General features: G+C 44.6%; 18 protein-coding genes. 11 read left to right on the plus strand and 7 right to left on the minus strand.

Annotated elements, in window-relative coordinates:
* Nucleotides 1-64 precede the first annotated feature (64 nt).
* The gene (locus tag AC2D6U_RS14575; RefSeq protein WP_484721723.1) at nucleotides 65-772 is read left to right on the plus strand and encodes a TIGR04283 family arsenosugar biosynthesis glycosyltransferase; all 708 of its coding nucleotides are present in this window, start codon (nucleotides 65-67) and stop codon (nucleotides 770-772) included.
* A 49-nt stretch (nucleotides 773-821) separates the two neighbouring features.
* On the opposite strand, the gene AC2D6U_RS14580 is transcribed toward AC2D6U_RS14575, so the two are convergent.
* Both AC2D6U_RS14580 and AC2D6U_RS14585 read right to left on the minus strand, forming a co-directional pair.
* Entirely contained in the window at nucleotides 822-3,506 is a 2,685-nt protein-coding gene (locus AC2D6U_RS14580; protein WP_484721724.1) for a valine--tRNA ligase, read from the minus strand.
* 373 nt (nucleotides 3,507-3,879) lie between these two features.
* Entirely contained in the window at nucleotides 3,880-4,341 is a 462-nt protein-coding gene (locus AC2D6U_RS14585; RefSeq protein WP_484721725.1) for an Lrp/AsnC family transcriptional regulator, read from the minus strand.
* Nucleotides 4,342-4,523: 182 nt separating this feature from the next.
* Here AC2D6U_RS14585 and AC2D6U_RS14590 point away from each other — a divergent pair, with 182 nt between their 5' ends.
* From AC2D6U_RS14590 to AC2D6U_RS14615, 6 genes are read left to right on the plus strand one after another with little or no spacing between them, the layout of a single operon-like run.
* A complete protein-coding gene (locus tag AC2D6U_RS14590; protein WP_484721726.1) occupies nucleotides 4,524-5,750 on the plus strand; it encodes a Glu/Leu/Phe/Val dehydrogenase dimerization domain-containing protein in 1,227 nt (408 codons plus the stop codon).
* Between the two features lie 2 nt (nucleotides 5,751-5,752).
* A complete protein-coding gene (locus tag AC2D6U_RS14595; RefSeq protein ID WP_484721727.1) occupies nucleotides 5,753-6,913 on the plus strand; it encodes a homogentisate 1,2-dioxygenase in 1,161 nt (386 codons plus the stop codon).
* A gap of 12 nt (nucleotides 6,914-6,925) precedes the next feature.
* Entirely contained in the window at nucleotides 6,926-8,065 is a 1,140-nt protein-coding gene (gene hppD, locus AC2D6U_RS14600; RefSeq protein ID WP_484721728.1) for a 4-hydroxyphenylpyruvate dioxygenase, read from the plus strand.
* A 2-nt stretch (nucleotides 8,066-8,067) separates the two neighbouring features.
* On the plus strand, nucleotides 8,068-9,339 hold the full coding sequence (gene fahA / locus AC2D6U_RS14605; protein WP_484721729.1) for a fumarylacetoacetase: 1,272 nt from the start codon (nucleotides 8,068-8,070) through the stop codon (nucleotides 9,337-9,339).
* Nucleotides 9,336-10,223, plus strand: coding sequence for a flavin reductase family protein (locus AC2D6U_RS14610; protein WP_484721730.1), 888 nt, complete (start codon nucleotides 9,336-9,338; stop codon nucleotides 10,221-10,223). The genes fahA and AC2D6U_RS14610 overlap by 4 nt, the downstream gene beginning before the upstream one ends.
* A gap of 10 nt (nucleotides 10,224-10,233) precedes the next feature.
* Complete coding sequence (locus AC2D6U_RS14615; protein ID WP_484721731.1) at nucleotides 10,234-10,839, plus strand: porin family protein; 606 nt, start codon at nucleotides 10,234-10,236, stop codon at nucleotides 10,837-10,839.
* A gap of 33 nt (nucleotides 10,840-10,872) precedes the next feature.
* Here the strand turns inward: AC2D6U_RS14615 and bioB are convergent, their stop codons facing one another.
* Nucleotides 10,873-11,976: a biotin synthase BioB gene (bioB, locus tag AC2D6U_RS14620; RefSeq protein WP_484721732.1), complete on the minus strand. Its 1,104-nt coding sequence runs from the start codon at nucleotides 11,974-11,976 to the stop codon at nucleotides 10,873-10,875.
* Between the two features lie 72 nt (nucleotides 11,977-12,048).
* Between bioB and folK the strand changes: the two genes are divergently transcribed.
* Complete coding sequence (gene folK / locus AC2D6U_RS14625; RefSeq protein ID WP_484721733.1) at nucleotides 12,049-12,540, plus strand: 2-amino-4-hydroxy-6-hydroxymethyldihydropteridine diphosphokinase; 492 nt, start codon at nucleotides 12,049-12,051, stop codon at nucleotides 12,538-12,540.
* 87 nt (nucleotides 12,541-12,627) lie between these two features.
* Complete coding sequence (locus AC2D6U_RS14630; protein ID WP_484721734.1) at nucleotides 12,628-13,002, plus strand: hypothetical protein; 375 nt, start codon at nucleotides 12,628-12,630, stop codon at nucleotides 13,000-13,002.
* 4 nt (nucleotides 13,003-13,006) lie between these two features.
* On the opposite strand, the gene AC2D6U_RS14635 is transcribed toward AC2D6U_RS14630, so the two are convergent.
* The 4 genes from AC2D6U_RS14635 to AC2D6U_RS14650 are packed head-to-tail and all read right to left on the minus strand — an operon-like array spanning nucleotide 13,007 to nucleotide 18,453.
* Nucleotides 13,007-14,209 (minus strand): serine hydrolase, encoded by a 1,203-nt coding sequence (locus tag AC2D6U_RS14635; protein WP_484721735.1) that lies wholly within the window; start codon nucleotides 14,207-14,209, stop codon nucleotides 13,007-13,009.
* Between the two features lie 56 nt (nucleotides 14,210-14,265).
* Nucleotides 14,266-15,138 (minus strand): ACP S-malonyltransferase, encoded by an 873-nt coding sequence (gene fabD, locus AC2D6U_RS14640; protein ID WP_484721736.1) that lies wholly within the window; start codon nucleotides 15,136-15,138, stop codon nucleotides 14,266-14,268.
* A gap of 40 nt (nucleotides 15,139-15,178) precedes the next feature.
* Nucleotides 15,179-15,598 carry a thiol-disulfide oxidoreductase DCC family protein gene (locus AC2D6U_RS14645; RefSeq protein WP_484721737.1) on the minus strand — a complete coding sequence of 140 codons (420 nt, stop codon included), beginning with the start codon at nucleotides 15,596-15,598 and terminating at the stop codon, nucleotides 15,179-15,181.
* A complete protein-coding gene (locus AC2D6U_RS14650) occupies nucleotides 15,577-18,453 on the minus strand; it encodes a T9SS type B sorting domain-containing protein (RefSeq protein WP_484721738.1) in 2,877 nt (958 codons plus the stop codon). The genes AC2D6U_RS14645 and AC2D6U_RS14650 overlap by 22 nt, the downstream gene beginning before the upstream one ends.
* A 187-nt stretch (nucleotides 18,454-18,640) precedes the next feature.
* Here AC2D6U_RS14650 and AC2D6U_RS14655 point away from each other — a divergent pair, with 187 nt between their 5' ends.
* Together AC2D6U_RS14655 and AC2D6U_RS14660 are read left to right on the plus strand one after the other, a co-directional pair.
* Entirely contained in the window at nucleotides 18,641-19,324 is a 684-nt protein-coding gene (locus AC2D6U_RS14655; RefSeq protein ID WP_484721739.1) for a succinate dehydrogenase cytochrome b subunit, read from the plus strand.
* A gap of 3 nt (nucleotides 19,325-19,327) precedes the next feature.
* The gene (locus tag AC2D6U_RS14660) at nucleotides 19,328-21,337 is read left to right on the plus strand and encodes a fumarate reductase/succinate dehydrogenase flavoprotein subunit (protein ID WP_484721740.1); all 2,010 of its coding nucleotides are present in this window, start codon (nucleotides 19,328-19,330) and stop codon (nucleotides 21,335-21,337) included.
* The last annotated feature ends 4 nt before the right edge of the window (nucleotides 21,338-21,341 follow it).

Below are 21,341 nucleotides of genomic sequence, written 5' to 3' on the forward strand. Positions count from 1 at the left end.
AAATTTAGTCAAATTTAGGCTAGGACTACGGTCTGAAATCATTATTCATTTCGTAAATAGAAATATGACGATCAGCGTGATCATTCCGACCTTAAATGAGGCAGCCCTAATTGCGGACCAAATTGTCTCTATTCGCGAGAAGGCTTTAGCGCATAAGATCGAAATCATTGTCGTGGATGCAGAAAGTGAAGATGGTACCGCATTGTTGGCTAAAAAGGCAGGGGCTAAAGTCATTTCGATTCAGCGGAGTTGCCGGGCAATTCAAATGAATGAAGGCGCCAAGGTAGCGAAAGGAGATGTTTATTTCTTTCTCCATGCTGACCTGACCTTGCCTCATGGTTTTGCCGAGGACATTAGGCAGGGTGTAAATGCAGGAAGGTACTATGGATGCTATCAAGTACGGTTTGATACAGAAAATAAAGGATTGGCATTCAATAGTCGACTTTCGAAATTTCAGGGAATTTTCTTTCGAGGAGGTGATCAAACACTCTATTTGACCAAAGCCTTTTTTGAGTTGATCGGCGGCTTTAATGATGAGATCGTCATCATGGAAGATTATGAGATTCTGCTGCGGGCAAGGAAATATCAAAAGATCAACATCATGCCGAAACACGTGATCATTTCATCAAGAAAGGTCCAAGAGAATACCTATCTCAGAGCAAATCTGACCAACCTCTTAGTTTTTGTCATGTTCTTTCTGGGCTTTTCTCAGAAGACCTTGGTGAAGGTGTATCGGCGCTTTGTAAAAGGAACGAAATACAGTATCAAATAAAAAAAGCAGCCATCACTGACTACCTCCTTTATCATGATATGTTCTATGCTTAATTCAATGCAGCAAGCTTTTCTTCCAGCGTTTTGATCTTTGCTTCCGCATCGGCCTGCTTTTTCTTTTCATTGGCGACCACTTGCTCCGGTGCATTATTCACAAAGCGCTCATTGCTCAGTTTCTTCGCGACTGAATTCAAGAATCCTTTTGCATAGGCCAGTTCTTTTTCCATTTCTGCTTTTTCTGCTTCCACATCAATGGCGCCTTCCGTCATCGGGATAAAGAATTCGTCCGAAAGAATAACAAAGCTGAGGGCATGGTCCACTTTTTCTTCCGTAAATCGAATTTCTCCTACATTAGCCAGTTTTTTAATGGTACCCGCAAAAGTGTTGTAGGTGGACTTGTCAACTGTTTTGATGGCTAGGTCTAAGGTGTCCTTTGGCGAGATTCCCTTGCTGCTTCGCGTATTTCTGATCTGAGAAACCAGTTCAAAAACCTTTTCCGCATGCTTGATCATTTCATCTTCGACTTCGCTGACTACAGGCCAGGTTGAAACGATGATGTCTTGCCCTTCTCCACGTTCCCTCAATTCAGACCAAACCTCCTCTGATAAGAAGGGCATGAACGGATGCAATACCTTCATGATCTTCTCGAAGATATTGATCGTTACTTCTAATGTCGCGCGATCTATCGGTTCACCATAAGCCGGCTTGATCATTTCCAGGTACCAGGAACAGAAGTCGTTCCAGATCAATTTGTAGGTGGTCATTAAGGCATCGGAAATCCTGAACTTGGAGAAATGGTCCTCAATTTCAGTAAGGGCTGCATTGAAACGTGCGTCGAACCATTGAACGGCCACTCGATTCTCTTCTGGCATGGTCGTACCGCCAACCTCCCAACCCTGGATCAATCGGAAAGCATTCCAGATCTTGTTGGCAAAATTTCTACCCTGCTCAACCAACTTTTCATCATAGAGCAAGTCATTTCCCGCTGGAGAGGAAAAGAGCATACCTGTTCTGACGGCATCAGCGCCAAAGTCCTTAATGAGGTCTAAAGGATCAGGTGAATTGCCGAGCGACTTAGACATTTTTCTTCGTTGCTTATCGCGAACGATGCCCGTTAAATAAACATGCTTAAAGGGTTTGTCATCCATGTACTCATATCCTGCAATGATCATGCGCGCCACCCAGAAGAATAAAATCTCTGGGGCGGTGACCAGAACGGAGGTAGGATAGAAGTAATCCAACTCTTCATTCTTTCCTTTGATGATCTTACCTGTTGTTGTGTCGAAACAATTGTCGTTGAAGCCATCAAAAACAGCTTGAGGAAAGATCCAAGAGGAGGCCCAGGTATCGAGGACATCTTCATCTTGTTTCAGGTCTTTTGCGGTGAGGTCTTGCGTACCAGATTTTTCGCGAGCGAGGACCACAGCTTCCTCTAAGGATTCAGCCACGACAAAATCGTCTTCTCCGTCGCCATAAAAATAGGCGGGTATTCTATGGCCCCACCAAAGTTGTCGTGAGATACACCAATCACGGACATTTTCCATCCAGTGGTTATAGGTGTTCTTGAATTTGGCGGGCACCAATTCAATTTCATCGTCCATCACTACTTGATGGGCAGTTTTGGAAATTTCTTTCATGTTGATGAACCACTGCAAAGAAAGCTTCGGTTCGATCACAGAATTCGTGCGCTCTGAGCGGCCGATCTTGGTGGTGAATTGCTCTTCACCGACTAAATAACCTGCTTCATCCAGGTCTTTGACGATCTGCTTTTTTACTGCAAAACGGTCCATGCCGATGTACTTTTCTATCTCGCAGGCCTCGTTGAGTGTACCATCCAAATTGATGGTGTCGATGATTTCAAGGTTATGTCGCTGTCCGATCTCGTAGTCATTGGGATCGTGGGCCGGGGTTACCTTTAGGCATCCGGTACCAAACTCAATTTCCACATAATCGTCGCCAATAATTGGTATTTCTCTATTAATGAAAGGCACCAATGCTTTTTTGCCGATCAAATGCTTGAATCGATCATCTTTTGGGTTCACAGCAATTCCTGTATCCCCCATGATGGTTTCAGGACGCTGTGTAGCGATGATCACTTTTTCATCTGACCCAACAATGCTGTATTGCACCTTGAATAAAGTAGCCGTTTGTTCCTTGTCGTCATAAATGACCTCTTCATTCGAAACGGTGGTTTGTGCTTCTACATCCCAATTGACCATGCGCTTGCCCCTGTAGATATAGCCTTTTTTGTAAAGGTCTACAAAGACTCGGATCACGGCTTTGTAGTAGCCTTCATCCATGGTGAAAGCTGTTCTGTCCCAATCACAAGAAGCCCCTAATTTTTTCAGCTGCTCAAGGATGATACCCCCATATTTTTCTTTCCATTCCCATGCATGCTCCATGAACTCGTCGCGGGAGAGATCAGCTTTTTTGATGCCTTTTTCGCGCAGCATACGCACCACTTTGGCTTCAGTGGCAATAGAAGCATGGTCTGTCCCTGGTACCCAAAGGGCTTCCTTTCCCTCCATGCGCGCTTTTCGGATGAGCACATCTTGAATGGTGTTGTTGAGCATATGACCCATGTGCAAAACACCTGTCACGTTTGGTGGCGGAATGACAATGGTAAAGGGCTCCTTTTGTGGGTTGGGCTTGGCTTTAAAGTAGCCTTTGTCCATCCAGTGTTTGTACCACTTTTCTTCAATTTCGTTGGGGCTGTATTTCGTAGAAAGTGACATAAAATGTGCTTGCGTTAAATCAGTCCGCAAAAATAGGGGATTATGTCGGAAGTCGGAAGCGTACCTTTGGTTAAAACCTGAGCGTATACATGCATCAAGTTAAAGTCAATGCCTTGCGCTACCCTTAATTCCTAAAGGGATCCAACGCTTTATTCCTCACCCTTTAGGGCTGGGGTAGGATTTGAATTCTGAATATAGATAAGTCAATGCCTATCGCCACCCTTTATCTCTAAAGTGAGCTGACGCCCGATTCCCTCACCCTTTAGGGCTGGGGTAGGATATAGATTCTATTTAGAGAGAAGTTAATAACCAAAGCTCACCCTTAATCCCTAAAGGGAAACGTGGCTGGGTTTCTTCACACTTGAGTGCTGGGCTACAATTTAAACGCGGTGCTATGGATATTCTCTGAGAGTACAAATGAGCTTTGCACCTGACCTAAGTTGGTAATAGTGGAAAGCTTGGTTAGAATGAAGCTTTCATAATCTTTCATTCCCTTGACAACGATTTTTAAAAGGAAATCAAAGTTTCCTGCGATATGATAGCATTCCATCACCTCCTTGTATGCACTGATCTCTTTGATGAATTTCTCCAGCTGTGAGCGCGAATGTTTGGTGAGGCTAATGGAAATAAATACGGTCAAGTTGAGTTCAAGGCGCTTCGGATTCAGCAAAGCAACATATTGTTTGATGATGCCTTCTTTTTCGAGTCTTTTCACCCGCTCAAATACTGGTGTGGTGGTCAAATGAAGTTCATCGGCCATCGCCTTGATGGTCTTTCTTCCGTCGACCTGCAATTGCTCTAAAATTTTTATATCTGTTTCGTCCAGCTTGACCATAGAATAATATTCTTAAATGAGGCGTATTTTGAGATTGAAATATACGAATAGACTAATAGATTTAATAATTATAGAATGAAACACTGTTTTTAGTAAAAAAGATAGTTGATAAGTCTTTTATAGTGTCTTACTGCGTAGATTTGTTAAACAGGTGAGCACAATCCTGCTCGTCAATTTGACCTATGAAAGATTTACTTGAAAAGTTTGAGAATAAACGCCCTGAGATCGTATTCGAATGGAAGGATCCTGAGACTGATGCAGAAGGCTGGGTGGTGATCAATTCATTACGTGGCGGGGCTGCCGGAGGTGGAACCCGGATGCGTAAAGGGTTGAACAAAAGAGAGGTCGAATCTTTGGCGAAAACCATGGAGGTGAAATTTACGGTGTCAGGACCTCCCATAGGCGGAGCGAAGTCAGGAATTAATTTTGATCCGAAAGATCCACGAAAGGAAGGGGTGTTAAAACGTTGGTTTGCGGCAGTGAGTCCACTGCTCAAGTTTTATTACGGAACAGGTGGTGATTTGAATGTGGACGAAGTCCATGAGGTCATTTCCATGACAGAAGAAGCGGGTATCTGGCATCCGCAAGAAGGCGTGTTCAACGGGCATTTTAAGCCGAATGAGGCCTCTAAGATCAATCGGATCGGACAATTGAGAAATGGAGTGGTGAAGGTGATAGAGAATCCTAATTTTTCTCCAGACGTTACCCGCAAGTACAAGATCGCCGATATGATCACTGGCTATGGTGTAGCCGAGGCCGTTCATCATTACTATGCCATTTGGGGTGGTCAGTGTCAGGGCAAACGCGTGGTGATTCAAGGTTGGGGAAATGTTGGTGCGGCTGCTGGTTTCTACTTGGCACAAATGGGCGTAAAGGTCGTGGGTATCATTGATCGGGAAGGAGGAATCTACAGACAGGAAGGCTACACTTTAGAGGAAATTCGGAGCTTACACCTTGATCGAAACGGCAATCAGTTGAGTAGCCCATCCATGATTCCTTACGAGCGCATCAATGAGGAGATCTGGGACTTGGATTTTGAGATTTTTATACCAGCCGCAGCCAGCCGTTTGATCACCAAAGATCAGGTCGATCGCATGATCAATACCAAACTCGAGGTGGTTTCTTGTGGGGCGAACGTGCCATTCAACGATCCGGAGATCTTTTTCGGGGAGACTGGTCTTTACGCCGATGAAAATTTGTCGGTTATTCCGGATTTTATAGCCAATTGTGGAATGGCGCGCGTTTTTGCGTATCTTATGCAAAGGGGAGTAGCCCTTACGGATGAAGCTATTTTTGAGGATACATCGAATGTGATCAGACAAGCTTTGCAGCATGTTTATGAGATGTCACCCGCGAAAACAGGCATCTCCAAAAGAGGATTAGAATATTCATTAAGTCAACTGGTTTAATTATGCCTTTTTATCATCAGCTCGGAAAGATACCGCACAAGCGACATACCACATTTAAGAAACCGGACGGAGGCTATTATTACGAGCAACTGTTTGGTACCATCGGCTTCGATGGTATGTCTTCTTTGCTTTATCACGTTCATCGGCCTACTCAGGTGAAAGAAGTGCTGAGGTCATATGACGTAACGCCTAAGATCGCGGTAGAAAAGAACATGTTGTCCTTAGGTTTGAAAGGCTTTAGCGTACAGCCGAAAAAGGATTTCTTGGACAGTAGGGTAGCTGTTCTGGTGAATACAGATTGTGAAATTGTATTGGCCTCACCGCAAGAATCTATGCAGGATTATTTCTACAAGAATGCCGACTGTGATGAAATGATCTTTGTGCACGAAGGCAAAGGGAAATTGAAAACACTCGTTGGAAATCTCGAATTTGAAAATGGCGACTACCTGATGATCCCAAGAGGGATGATCTATCAAATGACCTTCGAAACAGAAGCGAATCGTTTGTTCATTGTGGAATCGCATCGTCCCATGTATACACCAAAACGCTATCGCAATTGGTTTGGGCAGCTCTTGGAACACTCTCCGTATTGTGAAAGAGACCTTCGACGACCAAGTGAATTGGAAACGCACGACGAGCACGGTGATTTCCTGATCAAGGTGAAGAAACAAGGGATGATCCATGAATACGTTTATGCAACGCATCCATTCGACGTGGTGGGGTGGGACGGATACAATTTCCCCTATGCGTTCTCGATCAAAGATTTCGAACCCATTACAGGCCGTGTACATCAGCCACCACCGGTACATCAAACATTTGAGACCGATGCCTTTGTGGTTTGCTCATTTGTACCGCGTTTGTATGATTACCATCCACAAGCCGTACCTGCACCCTATAATCATAGCAATATTGATTCCGACGAAGTGCTGTATTATGTGGAGGGTGATTTCATGAGCAGAAATAACATCGAAAGAGGAATGATCACCTTGCATCCGGCGGGTATACCACATGGTCCTCACCCAGGAGCCATGGAGCGCAGTTTGGGCGCTAAGTCAACTGAAGAGTATGCTGTAATGGTCGACACGTTTAAACCCTTAAAGGTGACAGAAGCAGCAATGGATATCGTATTGGAAGACTATCATAAGTCTTGGTTAGAGCATTAATAAAACAGAACTATGGCAACTGAGAACATCACGTATTCAGGAGAAAAGATTTTTAAAGAGGCAAAGGATTTTTTGCCGATCAACGGGACAGACTATGTGGAATTGTATGTGGGCAATGCCAAGCAATCCGCCCATTTCTACAAAACGGCTTTTGGTTTTCAGTCAGTTGCCTATGCTGGTCTGGAAACAGGCATGAAAGACCGAGTCTCCTATGTCTTGCAACAAGATAAGATCAGGTTGGTGCTAACCTCTCCGCTGCATGAAGGCGGCGAAATCAATGCACATATTAACAAGCACGGTGATGGCGTAAAAGTCATTGCGTTATGGGTGGATGACGCAACAAAGGCATGGGAAGAAACCACAAGTCGTGGTGCCAAATCCTATTTTAAACCTCGTCAAGAAGAAGATAAGGAAGGCGTTATTGTGCGTTCAGGGATCCATACTTATGGGGAAACGGTTCATGTTTTTGTAGAGCGTAAGGACTACCACGGTGCCTTTATGCCTGGGTACATGAAATGGGATTCAGACTATAATCCAACTGAAGTAGGCCTGCGTTACATTGATCATATGGTGGGTAATGTAGGCTGGGGAGAAATGAACAAATGGTGTGAGTTTTATGCCAAGGTGATGGGATTCGCCCAACTGGTGTCATTTGATGATAAGGACATTTCTACCGAGTACACGGCCCTAATGAGTAAGGTGATGAGTAATGGTTCGGGTCGAATCAAATTTCCGATCAATGAACCAGCGGAGGGAAGAAAAAAGTCGCAGATAGAAGAATACATAGATTTTTACAATGGTGCCGGTGTTCAACACATTGCTGTCGCAACGAACAACATCATAGAGACAGTCAGGCAACTCAGGGAAAGAGGAGTGGAGTTTTTGAGGGTTCCTGATATCTACTACGAGGATGTACTGGACCGTGTAGGGGAAATTGATGAAGACCTTGAACCACTGAAGGCCATGAATATTCTAATTGATAGAGACGATGAGGGCTATTTGTTGCAGATCTTCACCAAGCCTGTCTTAGATCGTCCGACCATGTTTTTTGAGATCATCCAACGTAAAGGTGCACAGTCCTTTGGAAAAGGGAATTTCAAAGCGCTTTTTGAAGCGATTGAAAGAGAACAAGAATTAAGAAACACATTGTAAAAATGATCAAAGCAAACGATCCAAATAGAACTTCTTGGGTGCAAGTAGCACCTGATTCAGATTTTTCTATTCAAAATATACCTTTCGGTATATTTAAAAAGGATGCCATCCCACCAAAAGCTGCTACGGCGATTGGTGATTATGTGGTTGATCTTGATCAATTGCACCGCAGCGGTTTATTCGATGAGTTGGTTTTGCCTCATGGCGTTTTTGATCAACCGGTTTTAAACGACTTCATTGCCTTAGGCAAAGAGAAGACCAGAGCTGTTCGTGACCGATTAGCCGATCTTTTCGATGCCACCAATGCTTTACTGAGAGACAATGAATTGTTAAAAGCTGCTGCATTTCATCTCCATTCGGATGTTGAAATGCAACTTCCAGTTCAGGTGCCTAACTACACAGATTTCTATTCCTCAGAGCAGCATGCTTTTAATGTAGGTACTATGTTCCGAGGACCTGAAAACGCCTTAATGCCCAATTGGAAACATATTCCGGTGGGCTATCACGGCCGTGCGTCATCGATTGTTATTTCAGGCACTCCCTTTCATCGTCCAAAAGGTCAGACCAAAGCCGATGATGCGGAAAACCCTTCCTTTGGACCTTGTCGCTTATTGGATTTCGAACTAGAAATGGCCTTTATTACGGGTAAGGAAAACCCTTTAGGGCAACCCGTTTCTACTTCTGAGGCTGAGGAGTACATCTTTGGCTTCGTCATTTTAAATGATTGGTCGGCTAGGGATATTCAAAAATGGGAGTATGTTCCCCTAGGGCCTTTCTTGGCAAAGAATTTTGCCTCTCATGTGTCTCCATGGATCGTAACGATGGATGCACTTGCTCCCTTTGCAGTATCAGGTCCCACCCAATCCCCAGAGGTCCTGCCTTATTTGAACTATGAAGGAGATGCTCATTTTGATGTCAAACTGACGGTTGGAATTCAACCGGCCGGGCAAGAAGAAACGATAGTGTCAACCTCAAACATGAAGTATCTCTATTGGAATGTGAAGCAGCAATTGGCTCATCATACGGTCAATGGGTGTAACATGAAAGTGGGTGATATGTACGGGTCGGGCACCATTTCGGGTCCTGAGCCGCACAAATATGGATCAATGCTTGAGTTGGCTTGGAGAGGCACAAAACCCATAGCCCTTAAAGGAGGCGGTGAACGTAAATTTATTGAGGATGGTGACACAGTCATTATGAGAGCACATGCCGAGAAGAACGGCGTTCGGATTGGTTTTGGAGAAGTTACAGCTAACGTGTTGCCAGCCAAATGATCATTGACCCTAAAAAACTATCTCAACCTCAGTTGCATAACTATTTGCTTGGCGTCATTGCTCCTCGCCCGATCGCCTGGGCAAGTACGGTAGATAAAGAAGGCAACGTGAATTTAGCTCCTTACAGTTTTTTTAACGTGTTCAGCTCCAACCCACCGCTACTGATCTTGTCTCCTGCGCTTCCAAGATCGGGTGAGCTTAAGCATACCTTGACCAACGTGCAGGAAACAGGTGAATTGGTGGTAAACATTGTCAGCTATTCAGTGGTGGAGCAGATGTCATTGTCTAGTACTGCCTACCCAAAAGGGGTAAATGAATTCATTAAATCAGGTCTGACCGAAGAGCAAAGTGAAAAAGTGAGTCCACCAAGAGTAAAAGAATCAGTTGCCTCCTTTGAATGCAAATTGAAGCAAGTGATTTCCTTGGGCGATCAACCGGGTGCCGGTAATTTGATTCTTTGTGAAGTGGTTTATGGGCACATAAGCGATCACATCCTGGACGATAATGGCCAACCGGATCCGGTGAAAGCAGATCTTGTTGGTCGGATGGGAGGCGACTGGTATTGTAGAGCACAGGGCGAATCCTTGTTCAAGGTGCCAAAACCGAATCGCAATTTGGGTATTGGTATTGATCAAATTCCTGCTGTCATCCGCAATAGTTCGGTGCTCACCGGCAACAATTTGGGTAGATTAGGAAATATTGAAAATTTGCCCGATTCTAGTAAGGTAAAGGAATACAGCGAGTCGAATGAAATGAAAGAGATAAAAGCACGTTTTATCAATGACCAAGACTCTTTTTTAGATCATATGCACGCAATGGCTCAAAAATATATTGACGTTAATGATATAGAGAAGGCCTGGCTATTACTTTTGCAAGAACTATAAAACTCATAACATGAAAAGAATCATTTTTGCTTTAACGCTATTGACCATGGGATTTGGTGCAATGGCTCAGATCGATTTCGGTCCAAGAGTTAATCTTACTTCAACTAACTTAAGTTTAAGTGAGAACGTACAAGCGGTAGAAGAAGGAGATGCTGCATTTGGGTACCAATTGGGTGCTTTTTTGAGAGTACAAGTGCCGATTGTTGGTATTTACATCCAACCCGAGGTATTATTCTCTAACCCAAACTCTACTCTCAACGTGAATTCAGAGAAACTTGAATACGATTTCAACCAAATCGATGTTCCAGTGATGATTGGGTTTAAGTTGGGGCCAGTAAGACTAAATGCAGGTCCGTCTTTTCGCTTTTTGACCAGTGCTGAAATTACTAATGCAATGGGTGCAGTTGAGGATGTCAAAGAGAACTACAAGAACTCAACAGTTGGCTACCAGGCAGGCGCTGGTATTGATATCTGGAAATTCGTCTTTGATTTGAAGTATGAAGGTTCCTTGAGCGATATCAATGAAGATATCGCACTTCCTCCCAACCATGGTAATGTTGTGATTGACAAGCGAATCAACCAATGGGTATTTGGTGTTGGATTCAAAATCTTCTAGAATCATCTACGCATAGAAAAAGAAAAGGAAGTCCTAAAGGGCTTCCTTTCTTTTTTTATTGGCCTTTTTTGTGGCTTCTACGTTTTTGTCTATGCGATGGCCTGGTCGGCTCCATTTGATCTTATCGCCTTCTTGTGGGGTCATTTCCTCAGGAGCCAGCGGAGTAGGCTTAGCTCCTTTCGCGTAAGGCTTCATCGGGGTGATCCCTAATAGCTTGAATAATTCCATGTCCTCGTTGACATCAGGATTTGGCGTGGTCAACAGTTTGTCTCCTGCAAAAATTGAACCTGCTCCGGCTAAGAAACAGAAGGCTTGCCCTTCTTTGCTCATTTCTGTTCTGCCGGCAGAAAGCCTCACCGTAGTCATCGGTAGTACGATTCGGGTAGTTGCTACCATTCGAATCATATCCCAGATTGAAACAACTTCTTGTTCTTCAAGCGGAGTACCTTCAACCGAAACTAATGCGTTGATAGGAACAGATTCAGGTTGTGGACTTAGGGAAGCCAAGGCGATCAACATACCGGCTCTGTCCTCGATGGATTCACCCATACCGATGATTCCTCCCGAGCAAACCGTGACATTGGTTTTTCGCACATTCTTCAATGTCTCTAGGCGATCTTCCCAACCACGAGTAGAAATGATCTCTTTGTAATACTCTTCTGAGCTGTCGAGGTTATGGTTATAGGCATACAAACCTGCTTCAGCCAACCGCTGCGCCTGATTCTCGGTTAACATGCCCAAGGTGCAGCAAACCTCCATATCCAGTGAATTGATGGTACGCACCATATCCAGCACTTGGTCGAACTCAGGGCCATCTTCCACGTTTCTCCACGCGGCACCCATGCACACCCTTGATGATCCGGATGATTTGGCTCGGAGCGCTTGTGCTTTCACTTGGTCAACAGTCATCAGGTCATTGGTCTCAATGTCTGTATGGTAGCGAGCAGCTTGAGGACAATAGGCACAGTCTTCTGGACACCCTCCGGTTTTGATCGATAACAAGGTGCTCACCTGTACCTCGTTCGGATTGTGGTATTTTCGATGAACCGTTGCCGCCTCATAAACCAATTCTAAAAGGGGTTTATTATAGAGGGCAACAATTTCATCCTTTGTCCAATCGTGTCTAATCTCACTCATAAGTTTGTCTTCGTAGTGGCAAAATAGGTAGGGCAATGTTCAACTCCAATAACTAATGCTATATTTGGTCTCATGACAGATATTTACCTTTTACTCGGGACGAATCTTGGCAACAAACCCGCCAACATCCAACGCGCAAAAGAACTATTGACCTCTCATAACATCATTGTTAAAAAGGAATCTCGGATCTACGAAACCCAAGCCTGGGGGATTGAAGATCAACCGAGCTTTCTCAACCAGGTGATCATTGTTGATTCAAATAAATCACCTCAACGAATTCTGGCTATCTGTCAGTTGATAGAGAATGAAATGGGCAGGGTAAGGCATGAAAAATGGGGCGAGCGCCTGATCGATATCGATATCTTGTATTTTGGTGAACATCAATTGACCAAGGAGGGATTAGAAATACCGCATCCCGGGATCCCAGAAAGAAGGTTCACGTTGATGCCTCTCGTGGAGATCTCACCCGAATTGAACCACCCAACGCTAGAAAAAACCCAAGCCCAATTACTAGCGGCTTGTCAAGATCCCTTGTCAGTGGAGATCTTTGAAGAACCCTGGTAGCAGTTCATCCTAGATTATTTTCACTTCATCGAAAGGCAGGATCACTGGTTATTTCCTTGACTAACTTTGTGCATTAAGCATAAGATCATGAAGGAGGACCAAAAAATTGTCGCGCTTTTCAAGAAATATAAAGCGCTAAAAGAGATCAAAGATCGCTCGCCACTCAGTCAACGAGCCTTTTTTCAGAAAAGACTTGATGCGCTCAATTTGCTTTTTGATAGCTATTATGGCCATCAGATGAAGGAGGAGCTATTCAATGTGTACGACGACCTTTGTCCTGATGACGAAATGCGAGACATCCTTGATTACATCTGTATTAAGGAGGATGGAAGTGGTGTAATTGTGTCAGCCTACGACATCCCTGGCGTTCAAGCGGAAGTCAATATCAGGTTTTTCCCGGCCAGAATTGAGCTCATCGGTTTGAATGCAGACTACAAGTATACCTTCTGGCAGGCGGCCTAATGAATCAACGATTCAATTCGTAGGCGTAAAGTTGTCTTCCTAATTCGGCCATGAAGGGTATTCCCAAGGAATCGTATTCATAAACTCCATCATTAAAGATCTGATTGGCATTCACCTGTATCGTGGCGGCAAGCATGAACTCCACGTGGTTGAGGCTATCTTGAACATATGCGACTTCAGTCAATGTGCCATAGGCATTACCTACCTTATTATGCACCCGGATGTGTTTTGGGACAGGACCCCGTTCATCTCCAAATAGAAAGAATTTTACATAGCTATCGAAGTAATCGGGGGAGCGATAATTAGGGTAATCACTTTCAAAAGTGGTTCGGCTCATCCAAAAAGTTAAGAATTCATAGTCATGATCGAATAGCTCAAACTGGGCTTCTTGTGGCAGGCTCTCCGGAAAGACAATGGCCAATAAAATTCGATTCAGACTCCTTAGGGAAAAGAAGTTCTTTTCACTAAAATCGAAAGGCTCACGATAGAGCTTGCCGTCGTTGTCGGTGTAGCCAATGCCTTTTTTCATCCCTTTTAATGGCAGGTCATGCTTTTCTATTTTTGAGGTGATGGAAGGTTGTGCATAAGTCAGTTCGTCTCTGTCGTTGTAAAATGCGTAGGTCCAGGTATGTTGATTATCAGCACCATAAAGGAATTTGTGATTAAGATGAGATGGTGTCATTCCTTTTTTTGATAATTCCTCATTGACATAGTCACGGCCGAGAAAATCGAATAAGTAATTGTAGGCCTCATTATCGCTCACCAGAAAGATCTTTTTGATCATGTGACCAATGCTTGGATAGCCTGTTTTGGACGTACTGTCCTTTTCTATAATGAGCGCGCCTGAACTATCTTTTATCACAAAGCGATGATCGAGCGAAATGTCAATCCCTTCTTTTTGAAGTGATCTGATTTTTTGCAATGCCAAGATGGCCACAGGGAGTTTTGCTGTACTGGCAGGATAGAAATAAAAGGTATCGTCTAGTTGAAACTCAAATTCTTTAAAACTAGGCCGATTAGTAATATTCCTCTCAATTTGCGTGTAAAGAATTTGCACTTCATGCGCTGCCAATTGGTCAGCAATGGCCTTGATCTTTGGTTCTTCGCTAGCCATGATTTGTTCTAGCGGATTTACTGGTGACGATTGACAACCCAACATAAGAAGGAAATAAAGAGGAATACAAACGCGCTGAAAAGGATTTTTCATAAAAAAAGGAATCCTCTAAAATGAGAATTCCTTTGGTAGTCTTCAAGAGTTTTCGGCTAGATGCTCGATACTTCAGCTTCTCGATGGATCTTCTTGACCAATCCTTGCAATACCTTACCGGGCCCAGATTCAATGAAGTGGTTGGCACCGTCTGCCACCATCGCCTGAACGGACTGTGTCCAGCGAACAGGTGCCGTTAACTGTGTCTTCAAATTAGCTTTGATGGTCTCGAGGTCTGTCTCTGCTTTTGCACTGACGTTCTGGTAAACGGGGCATGATCCTGCATGGAAAACGGTCGCATCGATAGCAGCTTCCAGTTCTAAACGAGCAGGTTCCATCAATGGAGAGTGGAAGGCGCCGCCAACAGGTAATGGTAAAGCCCTTCTAGCGCCTGCTTCCGTCGCTGCTTGGCAAGCCAATTCAATTCCTTTATGACTTCCAGAGATCACTAACTGACCGGGGCAATTATAATTAGCGGCTACTACGACTTCATCAATGTTAGCGCAAAGCGATTCAACCACTTCGTCTTCCAGACCTAAAATCGCTGCCATGGTGGATGGATTGATCTCACAAGCTTTTTGCATGGCTTGTGCTCGCTGGCTCACCAACTTGAGCCCATCTTCAAAGGCCAAGGTGCCGTTGGCTACTAAGGCGGAGAACTCACCTAGCGAATGACCTGCCACCATGTCGGGGGTGAAGCTGTCAGAAATTTTAGCCAAAACCACCGAATGGAGGAAAATGGCCGGTTGAGTCACTTTTGTTTCTTTGAGCTCGTCAGCAGTGCCATTGAACATGATGTCCGTGATCCTAAAGCCCAGAATATCATTAGCCGACTCCAATAAAGCCTTGGCATCCGCCGAGTTGTCATAAAGGTCTTTGGCCATACCCGGGAATTGTGCTCCCTGGCCAGGAAAAACGTATGCTTTCATAGGTTAAGTATTTTGCGGCAGCAAAACTAAGTAAAAACTCTTAAGCATCTACAAATCGAGAACGAAGCTCTGGCGTGGGCATCCGGCAACTATCTCTTTTGCCAAACCATCGGTAGCGGTTTCTGGCGATCAAGTCGTAGACCGCATCTCTAAGAAAAGGAGGAATGATGATGAACAAATAGAGCAATGGATAAAGCCCATTCAAGCGGTTTGCGATACGCAATGCCGCTGTACTTTTTTTGAACACCTTGCCTTTACTCAACAAGACCAAACTGTCGAAATCCTTTTGGTCGTACCCAAGGTCAGCTAGTGTTTTTTGGCCAAAGTCAGACTGTAGGGCGGCAAATTGAAAATGCCCTTTTGGATCGTGATCAATGATAAAGTTAACGGCTCCATTACAGAGGTTGCATACTCCATCAAAAAGCAAGATGTCTTTAGTTAACGAATGATCTTTACCCAATTTTTAAACTCCTGTTCGCGGTTTCGTTTATCCAATACATCGAAGGTAACAATGGCTGAATAGTAGTAAGTTCCCGAGGGCAGGTCGTTGCCATTTTTGTCTCTACCGTCCCAGTCAATGAAGAAATTAGGTTCGGCTTCACCCTCCGTTGTGTATCGGAATAATTCATTCCCTCCCCATCGGTTGTATACCACAAAGGTGACAGCCTCTATAAATCTTGGACATTTAGAATTGGGCTGATCGAAAGCGCGGAATGTATCATTCGCCCCATCCTCATTTGGTGTAAAGGTGTTGGGCAATTCATAATACGGACAATTGTCGAAACAGATCGGTGAGCTCAATGAGCTTTCATTATTCGAACGATCCAATGCGCTGATTCGGTAGCAGCCTTTAAATGAGCTAAGGTCTGAATGTGTATAAGTTACGTCTCTCGTATTATCGATCAATTCAAAGCTGCCCTCTGCGCCAGATGCTGAGAAATAAATATTGTAACTGGCGATATCCTCGGTGTTCCCTGCTGGATTCCAGGTGATCGTATTGTTGAAGTTGGCAAAGCCACAAGGTTCAAATTGAAGCCTTTCGCAATTAGGATTATCTACGATCACCAATGGACCATCGGGTCCTTCTACCGTAGTTGTATCTCCCGGTACTTCAATTTCTGGCTCATCGGGTGGAATCTCATCATTAGGTTGTATACAAATGCGCTGCGATTTATTGATGAATGGTTCTTTTAGCAATGGGTTGCCATAGGCTCCTTTTGTTTCCACATAGTAACAATAGTCCCTATCATCAAACAGGGGAATACCATTAAACTGTCCTTCATCAACATATTTGAATCCATCTGCAGTTACCAAGGTGGAGTCGATCAATAGGAATGTATTCGTGTCATTGCCTGCTGCATCCGCTCTGTTCCGGTATATATAGTGGTAAGGTGAATCTTGCACTCGATTAGACCAAGGGACATCGGCTTCCCATGTCAATTCTACGGCTTGAACCAAGCCCAAGGCCTCCAAACGCACACTAGATGCAGTAGCTGAGCTATCGATCAGGTTGTCGGCTGCGTCATAAAAGCGTACCGCGTAATGAAAAGGCAAGTCCTCTGTATTCATACCAAGGTCTACAAAGGTGGTGTCTGTCGTTTTACTCACCACTTCAATTCCGCCCGTAGAGCCATTAAATCCGCTGTAGCGAATCACATCGTAGGTAAACGGCGGTGGGAAGAGTGTTTCATCGATCTCAAGAGGAGAGGTCCATTTTACAAAGATCTCCCCAGAAGTTTCGCTCGTATTTTCGATGCTCACATTGGTGATGACCGGAACATCTAAAGGTATCCGAGTGCATGACTCAGCAGAAGCATAGCTCAACCCTCCACTAGGCGGTGGAAATTTAACGACAAGACGATAGCAGTAATTCACACCCGGTCGAATGCCTTCATCATCAGTGTAGTTGGTTTGGTCTATGGGTATTTCATCAATCAATTCGTATCCGGATTGGGCAGGTATACCGACAAGACAATTTTCTGGAGTAAAGTCATAACTGTCAACCCTCCTGTAGATCTGCATGACCGGAGCAAAATTTGCCCCCTCATATGCATCCCAGCTGAGGTTAATGGCATTCGATGAGGCGATACTTGTGGTAAGCCCTGTAGGCGCAGGTGCCACCACTGTGACATTCCAGGTTTCAAATTCGACCAGGGAAGGCGCATCCGGATCAAACGGTTGATCCGATACCTTAAACTGTACTTCATACGGTCTGGCCCGCACATGGTTGATATTCGTTTGCCACTTGAATAAAGAACTGGCGGGCTGGCTTCTGAACTCGGGGACAGGGTTCAGGTTTGGCAAGCTCAAAAACTCAGCCGGGGAATTGTTGAGTTCATAGACTCCACCAAAAGATTCCAACAATACATTGTTATTATCCGGATCTGTAGCTGTGATCACTGCTTCGAGTAAGGTGCCGGCCTCTACGCAGGTATCAGCAGGGATTTCCAACTCCGGGCGTTCATTATCACACTCTTCGACAATGATTTGCATGTCGCGTGTCACATAACCCAATTGTTCGTAGCGGCCAGTTAGTGTCGAGAAACGCCATTCCTCAACGATTAAAGCGACATTGTATTCTCCAGCGAATTGAGGAGCATCCCACACCAAATCACCGGTTATTGGGTCGATATCAAATACTGAAGGCGAACCACCATCCTCTCTTAAGGTGGTAATGCTTGGATCATTCAGCGGTAAATAAGTGGTTACATCGATACCTCGGTTTTGCATCGGCGTCACAATTTTATAAGCAAGGCTATCCCCATCAGGATCATAGGCACCTGCATTATGGATAAAGCGCGCGCCAACGCAGGCTCTGTCAATGGGAGGAATTGTCAGTTGGGGTGTACCATTCGCGCCGAAAAGGGGGTCGATACAAATGACAGTTTCGATATGAAAAGGAATGTCTTCCGATGCAGCACCACCCATATTAATGATGCCACCGTTTCTATTTTGCTCTGTGTAGCTGATCACGTAGCAACCCGGGCCATCGAAAGTATGGTCGAATTGAATGACAGAGATGAGGGTCTCGTTACCAATATTTGTTTCTATAAAACGCCCATCTACTGACTCTCCAGAAAGAACATCCCTGCCAGGGCCAATAACGCGTCCTTGACCAAAATTGAAAATACCCCCTTCGCCTACTTCTACATTTGACCCGGTGTCTTTGTAGAGCACCAAGGTGAATCGATAACGCAAACTGGATTGAGAAATCCGGACGGCGGTGATTTCTCCTGCACGGATATGTGTCGCCCAGATGTCGTTGCTGATGAACAACAGAAAACAAACGTAGAAAAGTGTTTTTAACCTGTCCATTGTGAATCCCTTTAAGGACATAACGCAATATCATTATTTAGTTATACTTTCAAACAACTTTTCTCGACATTCTGTTGGGTGAGAAATTGTGTTATTTAGAATTGTTCCAGCTCCAAATACCTTTGTTCGGTAACGTTTGCAGACTAAATTTGGAGCGATTTATAAAAGAAGACCATCAATGAGTTGGATGAAACAAACATTCAGTAGTTCCATAGGTAGAAAGGTTGCCATGGCGCTATCGGCACTATTTTTACTAATCTTTTTGCTACAGCATTTTCTGATCAATTTTACATCCGTTTTTGCACCAGATATCTTCAATGAGGTTTCTCATTTTATGGGGACAAACCCGTTGGTGCAATTTGCTTTGCAGCCGGTGTTGATCTTTGCCGTGGTGTATCACTTTGTGGCTGGTTTTGTGCTTGAGGCGCAAAATAGAAGAGCACGAGGAGTGAATAAATACGCGATGCAAAAGGGCTCAGCGAATGCCAGTTGGATGTCGAGAAACATGATCATCAGTGGAGCGGTGGTGTTGGCCTTTTTAGCCCTGCACTTTTATGATTTCTGGGTGCCAGAGATCAATACCAAATATATCCAAGGTGATATGAGTGGAATGACGGTTGACGGCGAATACCGGTATTACGAAGAATTGGCTCATAAATTTGAAGATCCGGTACGCGTTGGTTTTTATTCATTAGCCTTTGTACTACTTTCTTTGCATTTATTGCATGGGTTTCAGTCGGCCTTTCAATCCATCGGTGCCAACCACAGGAAGTATACCCCTTTCATACAAAAACTTGGAAAGGTTTATGCGATCGCAATTCCTCTGGGATTTATTTTCATTGCACTGTTTCACCACCTTAACGGACACTAAGCCATGAGTATATTAGATTCAAAAATTCCTGAAGGTCCTATTGCGGATAAGTGGACCAAACATAAGAACGACATTAGACTAGTAAACCCTGCAAATAAACGATTGATCGACGTCATCGTGGTAGGGACTGGATTGGCGGGTGGCTCCGCAGCCGCAACCTTGGCGGAGTTAGGCTATAATGTTAAAGCATTCTGCTACCAGGATTCGCCACGAAGAGCGCACTCAATTGCGGCTCAGGGCGGAATCAATGCAGCCAAGAACTACCAAGGCGATGGCGATTCGACCTATCGCTTATTCTACGATACGGTAAAAGGAGGAGACTACCGCTCGCGTGAGGCAAACGTTCACCGTTTGGCTGAAGTGTCGACAAACATCATTGACCAATGTGTAGCGCAAGGCGTCCCTTTCGCCAGAGATTATGGCGGCTTATTGGATAACCGCTCCTTTGGTGGTGTTCAGGTGTCTCGTACGTTCTACGCGAAAGGGCAAACAGGTCAGCAGCTTTTGTTGGGATGTTATTCTGCTATGTCTCGTCAGATCGGAAAAGGCAAGATAAAGATGTACAACCGTCATGAAATGATGGATTTGGTGCTTGTTGATGGGAAAGCAAGAGGAATTATTGCCCGCAACTTGGTGACCGGAGAAATTGAAAGACACTCTGCGCATGCGGTTGTCATTGCTTCAGGCGGGTATGGAAACGTGTTTTTCCTTTCCACCAATGCCATGGGATCGAACGTGTCTGCAGCCTGGAAAATTCACAAAAAAGGAGCCTTTTTTGCGAATCCATGTTTCACGCAGATTCACCCGACCTGTATTCCGCAGCATGGCGATCAACAGTCTAAACTGACCTTGATGTCTGAGTCATTGCGAAATGATGGTAGAATTTGGGTGCCTGCCAAAAAAGAGGATGCACAAGCGGTAAGAGAAGGGAAGTTAGACCCAACGAAAATTCCCGAGGAGGATCGAGATTATTACCTGGAACGAAGATATCCTTCTTTTGGTAACCTTGTCCCTCGTGATGTGGCCTCTCGGGCTGCGAAAGAAAGATGTGATGAAGGTTATGGAGTAGGGACCAACGAAACCGGAGAAGCGGTATTCTTAGATTTTTCTGCTGCGATCATGCGCTATGGCCAAGAAGCAGCGAATGTACAAGGAATTCACAATGCCTCTGAAGAGCAAATCCGCCAATTGGGAGAAGATGTGGTTTCGAAAAAGTACGGTAACCTGTTCCAAATGTACGAGAAGATCACGGCGGACAACCCGTACAAAAAGCCAATGAAAATTTATCCTGCTGTGCATTACACCATGGGGGGTGTTTGGGTTGATTATAACCTGATGACGACCATCCCGGGTTGCTATGCCTTGGGAGAAGCCAACTTCTCAGACCATGGGGCGAACCGTCTAGGAGCCTCAGCCTTGATGCAGGGACTAGCAGATGGTTATTTTGTATTACCATACACCATTGGAGATTATTTGGCCGACGACATACGAACAGGGCCAATCCCAACAGATAGTCCGGAATTTGAAGAGGCAGAGAAGAATGTCCAAAAAACCATTGACTTCTTCTTGAACAATAACGGCACCAAATCGGTGGATTATTTCCACAAACGTCTCGGAAAGATCATGTGGAACCAAGTAGGAATGGCAAGAAATGAAGCCGGTCTTAAGGATGCGATCGCACAGATCAAAGCCTTGAGGGAAGAGTTCTGGAAAGAAGTGAGAGTTCCTGGCGAGTCGGAAAACATCAACCAAGAACTGGAGAAGGCTGGTCGAGTAGCCGATTTCCTTGAGTTAGGCGAACTCTTCGCTAGAGATGCCTTAGAGCGAAACGAATCTTGTGGAGGACACTTCAGAGAAGAGTACCAAACGGAAGAAGGTGAAGCGGTGAGAGATGATGAGAACTTTACTTTTGTTTCCGCATGGGAGTATAAGGGTGAACCATCCGATGCGGTGATGCACAAGGAACCGCTCATCTACGAGAATATTGAATTGAAGACAAGATCATACAAATAAGAAA

The sequence above is a fragment of the Roseivirga sp. YIW32 genome (assembly GCF_057219245.1).

Bases quoted from the DNA above. Each gene is read 5' to 3' on its own strand.
- AC2D6U_RS14575 (WP_484721723.1), top strand. From the start codon at position 65: ATGACGATCAGCGTGATCATTCCGACCTTAAATGAGGCAGCCCTAATT.
- AC2D6U_RS14610 (WP_484721730.1), top strand. From the start codon at position 9,336: ATGATCATTGACCCTAAAAAACTATCTCAACCTCAGTTGCATAACTAT.
- AC2D6U_RS14585 (WP_484721725.1), bottom strand. From the start codon at position 4,341: ATGGTCAAGCTGGACGAAACAGATATAAAAATTTTAGAGCAATTGCAG.
- AC2D6U_RS14595 (WP_484721727.1), top strand. From the start codon at position 5,753: ATGCCTTTTTATCATCAGCTCGGAAAGATACCGCACAAGCGACATACC.
- AC2D6U_RS14590 (WP_484721726.1), top strand. From the start codon at position 4,524: ATGAAAGATTTACTTGAAAAGTTTGAGAATAAACGCCCTGAGATCGTA.
- fabD (WP_484721736.1), bottom strand. From the start codon at position 15,138: ATGAAAGCATACGTTTTTCCTGGCCAGGGAGCACAATTCCCGGGTATG.
- AC2D6U_RS14655 (WP_484721739.1), top strand. From the start codon at position 18,641: ATGAAACAAACATTCAGTAGTTCCATAGGTAGAAAGGTTGCCATGGCG.
- AC2D6U_RS14650 (WP_484721738.1), bottom strand. From the start codon at position 18,453: ATGGACAGGTTAAAAACACTTTTCTACGTTTGTTTTCTGTTGTTCATC.
- fahA (WP_484721729.1), top strand. From the start codon at position 8,068: ATGATCAAAGCAAACGATCCAAATAGAACTTCTTGGGTGCAAGTAGCA.
- bioB (WP_484721732.1), bottom strand. From the start codon at position 11,976: ATGAGTGAGATTAGACACGATTGGACAAAGGATGAAATTGTTGCCCTC.
- AC2D6U_RS14630 (WP_484721734.1), top strand. From the start codon at position 12,628: ATGAAGGAGGACCAAAAAATTGTCGCGCTTTTCAAGAAATATAAAGCG.
- AC2D6U_RS14660 (WP_484721740.1), top strand. From the start codon at position 19,328: ATGAGTATATTAGATTCAAAAATTCCTGAAGGTCCTATTGCGGATAAG.
- AC2D6U_RS14615 (WP_484721731.1), top strand. From the start codon at position 10,234: ATGAAAAGAATCATTTTTGCTTTAACGCTATTGACCATGGGATTTGGT.
- AC2D6U_RS14635 (WP_484721735.1), bottom strand. From the start codon at position 14,209: ATGAAAAATCCTTTTCAGCGCGTTTGTATTCCTCTTTATTTCCTTCTT.
- folK (WP_484721733.1), top strand. From the start codon at position 12,049: ATGACAGATATTTACCTTTTACTCGGGACGAATCTTGGCAACAAACCC.
- hppD (WP_484721728.1), top strand. From the start codon at position 6,926: ATGGCAACTGAGAACATCACGTATTCAGGAGAAAAGATTTTTAAAGAG.
- AC2D6U_RS14580 (WP_484721724.1), bottom strand. From the start codon at position 3,506: ATGTCACTTTCTACGAAATACAGCCCCAACGAAATTGAAGAAAAGTGG.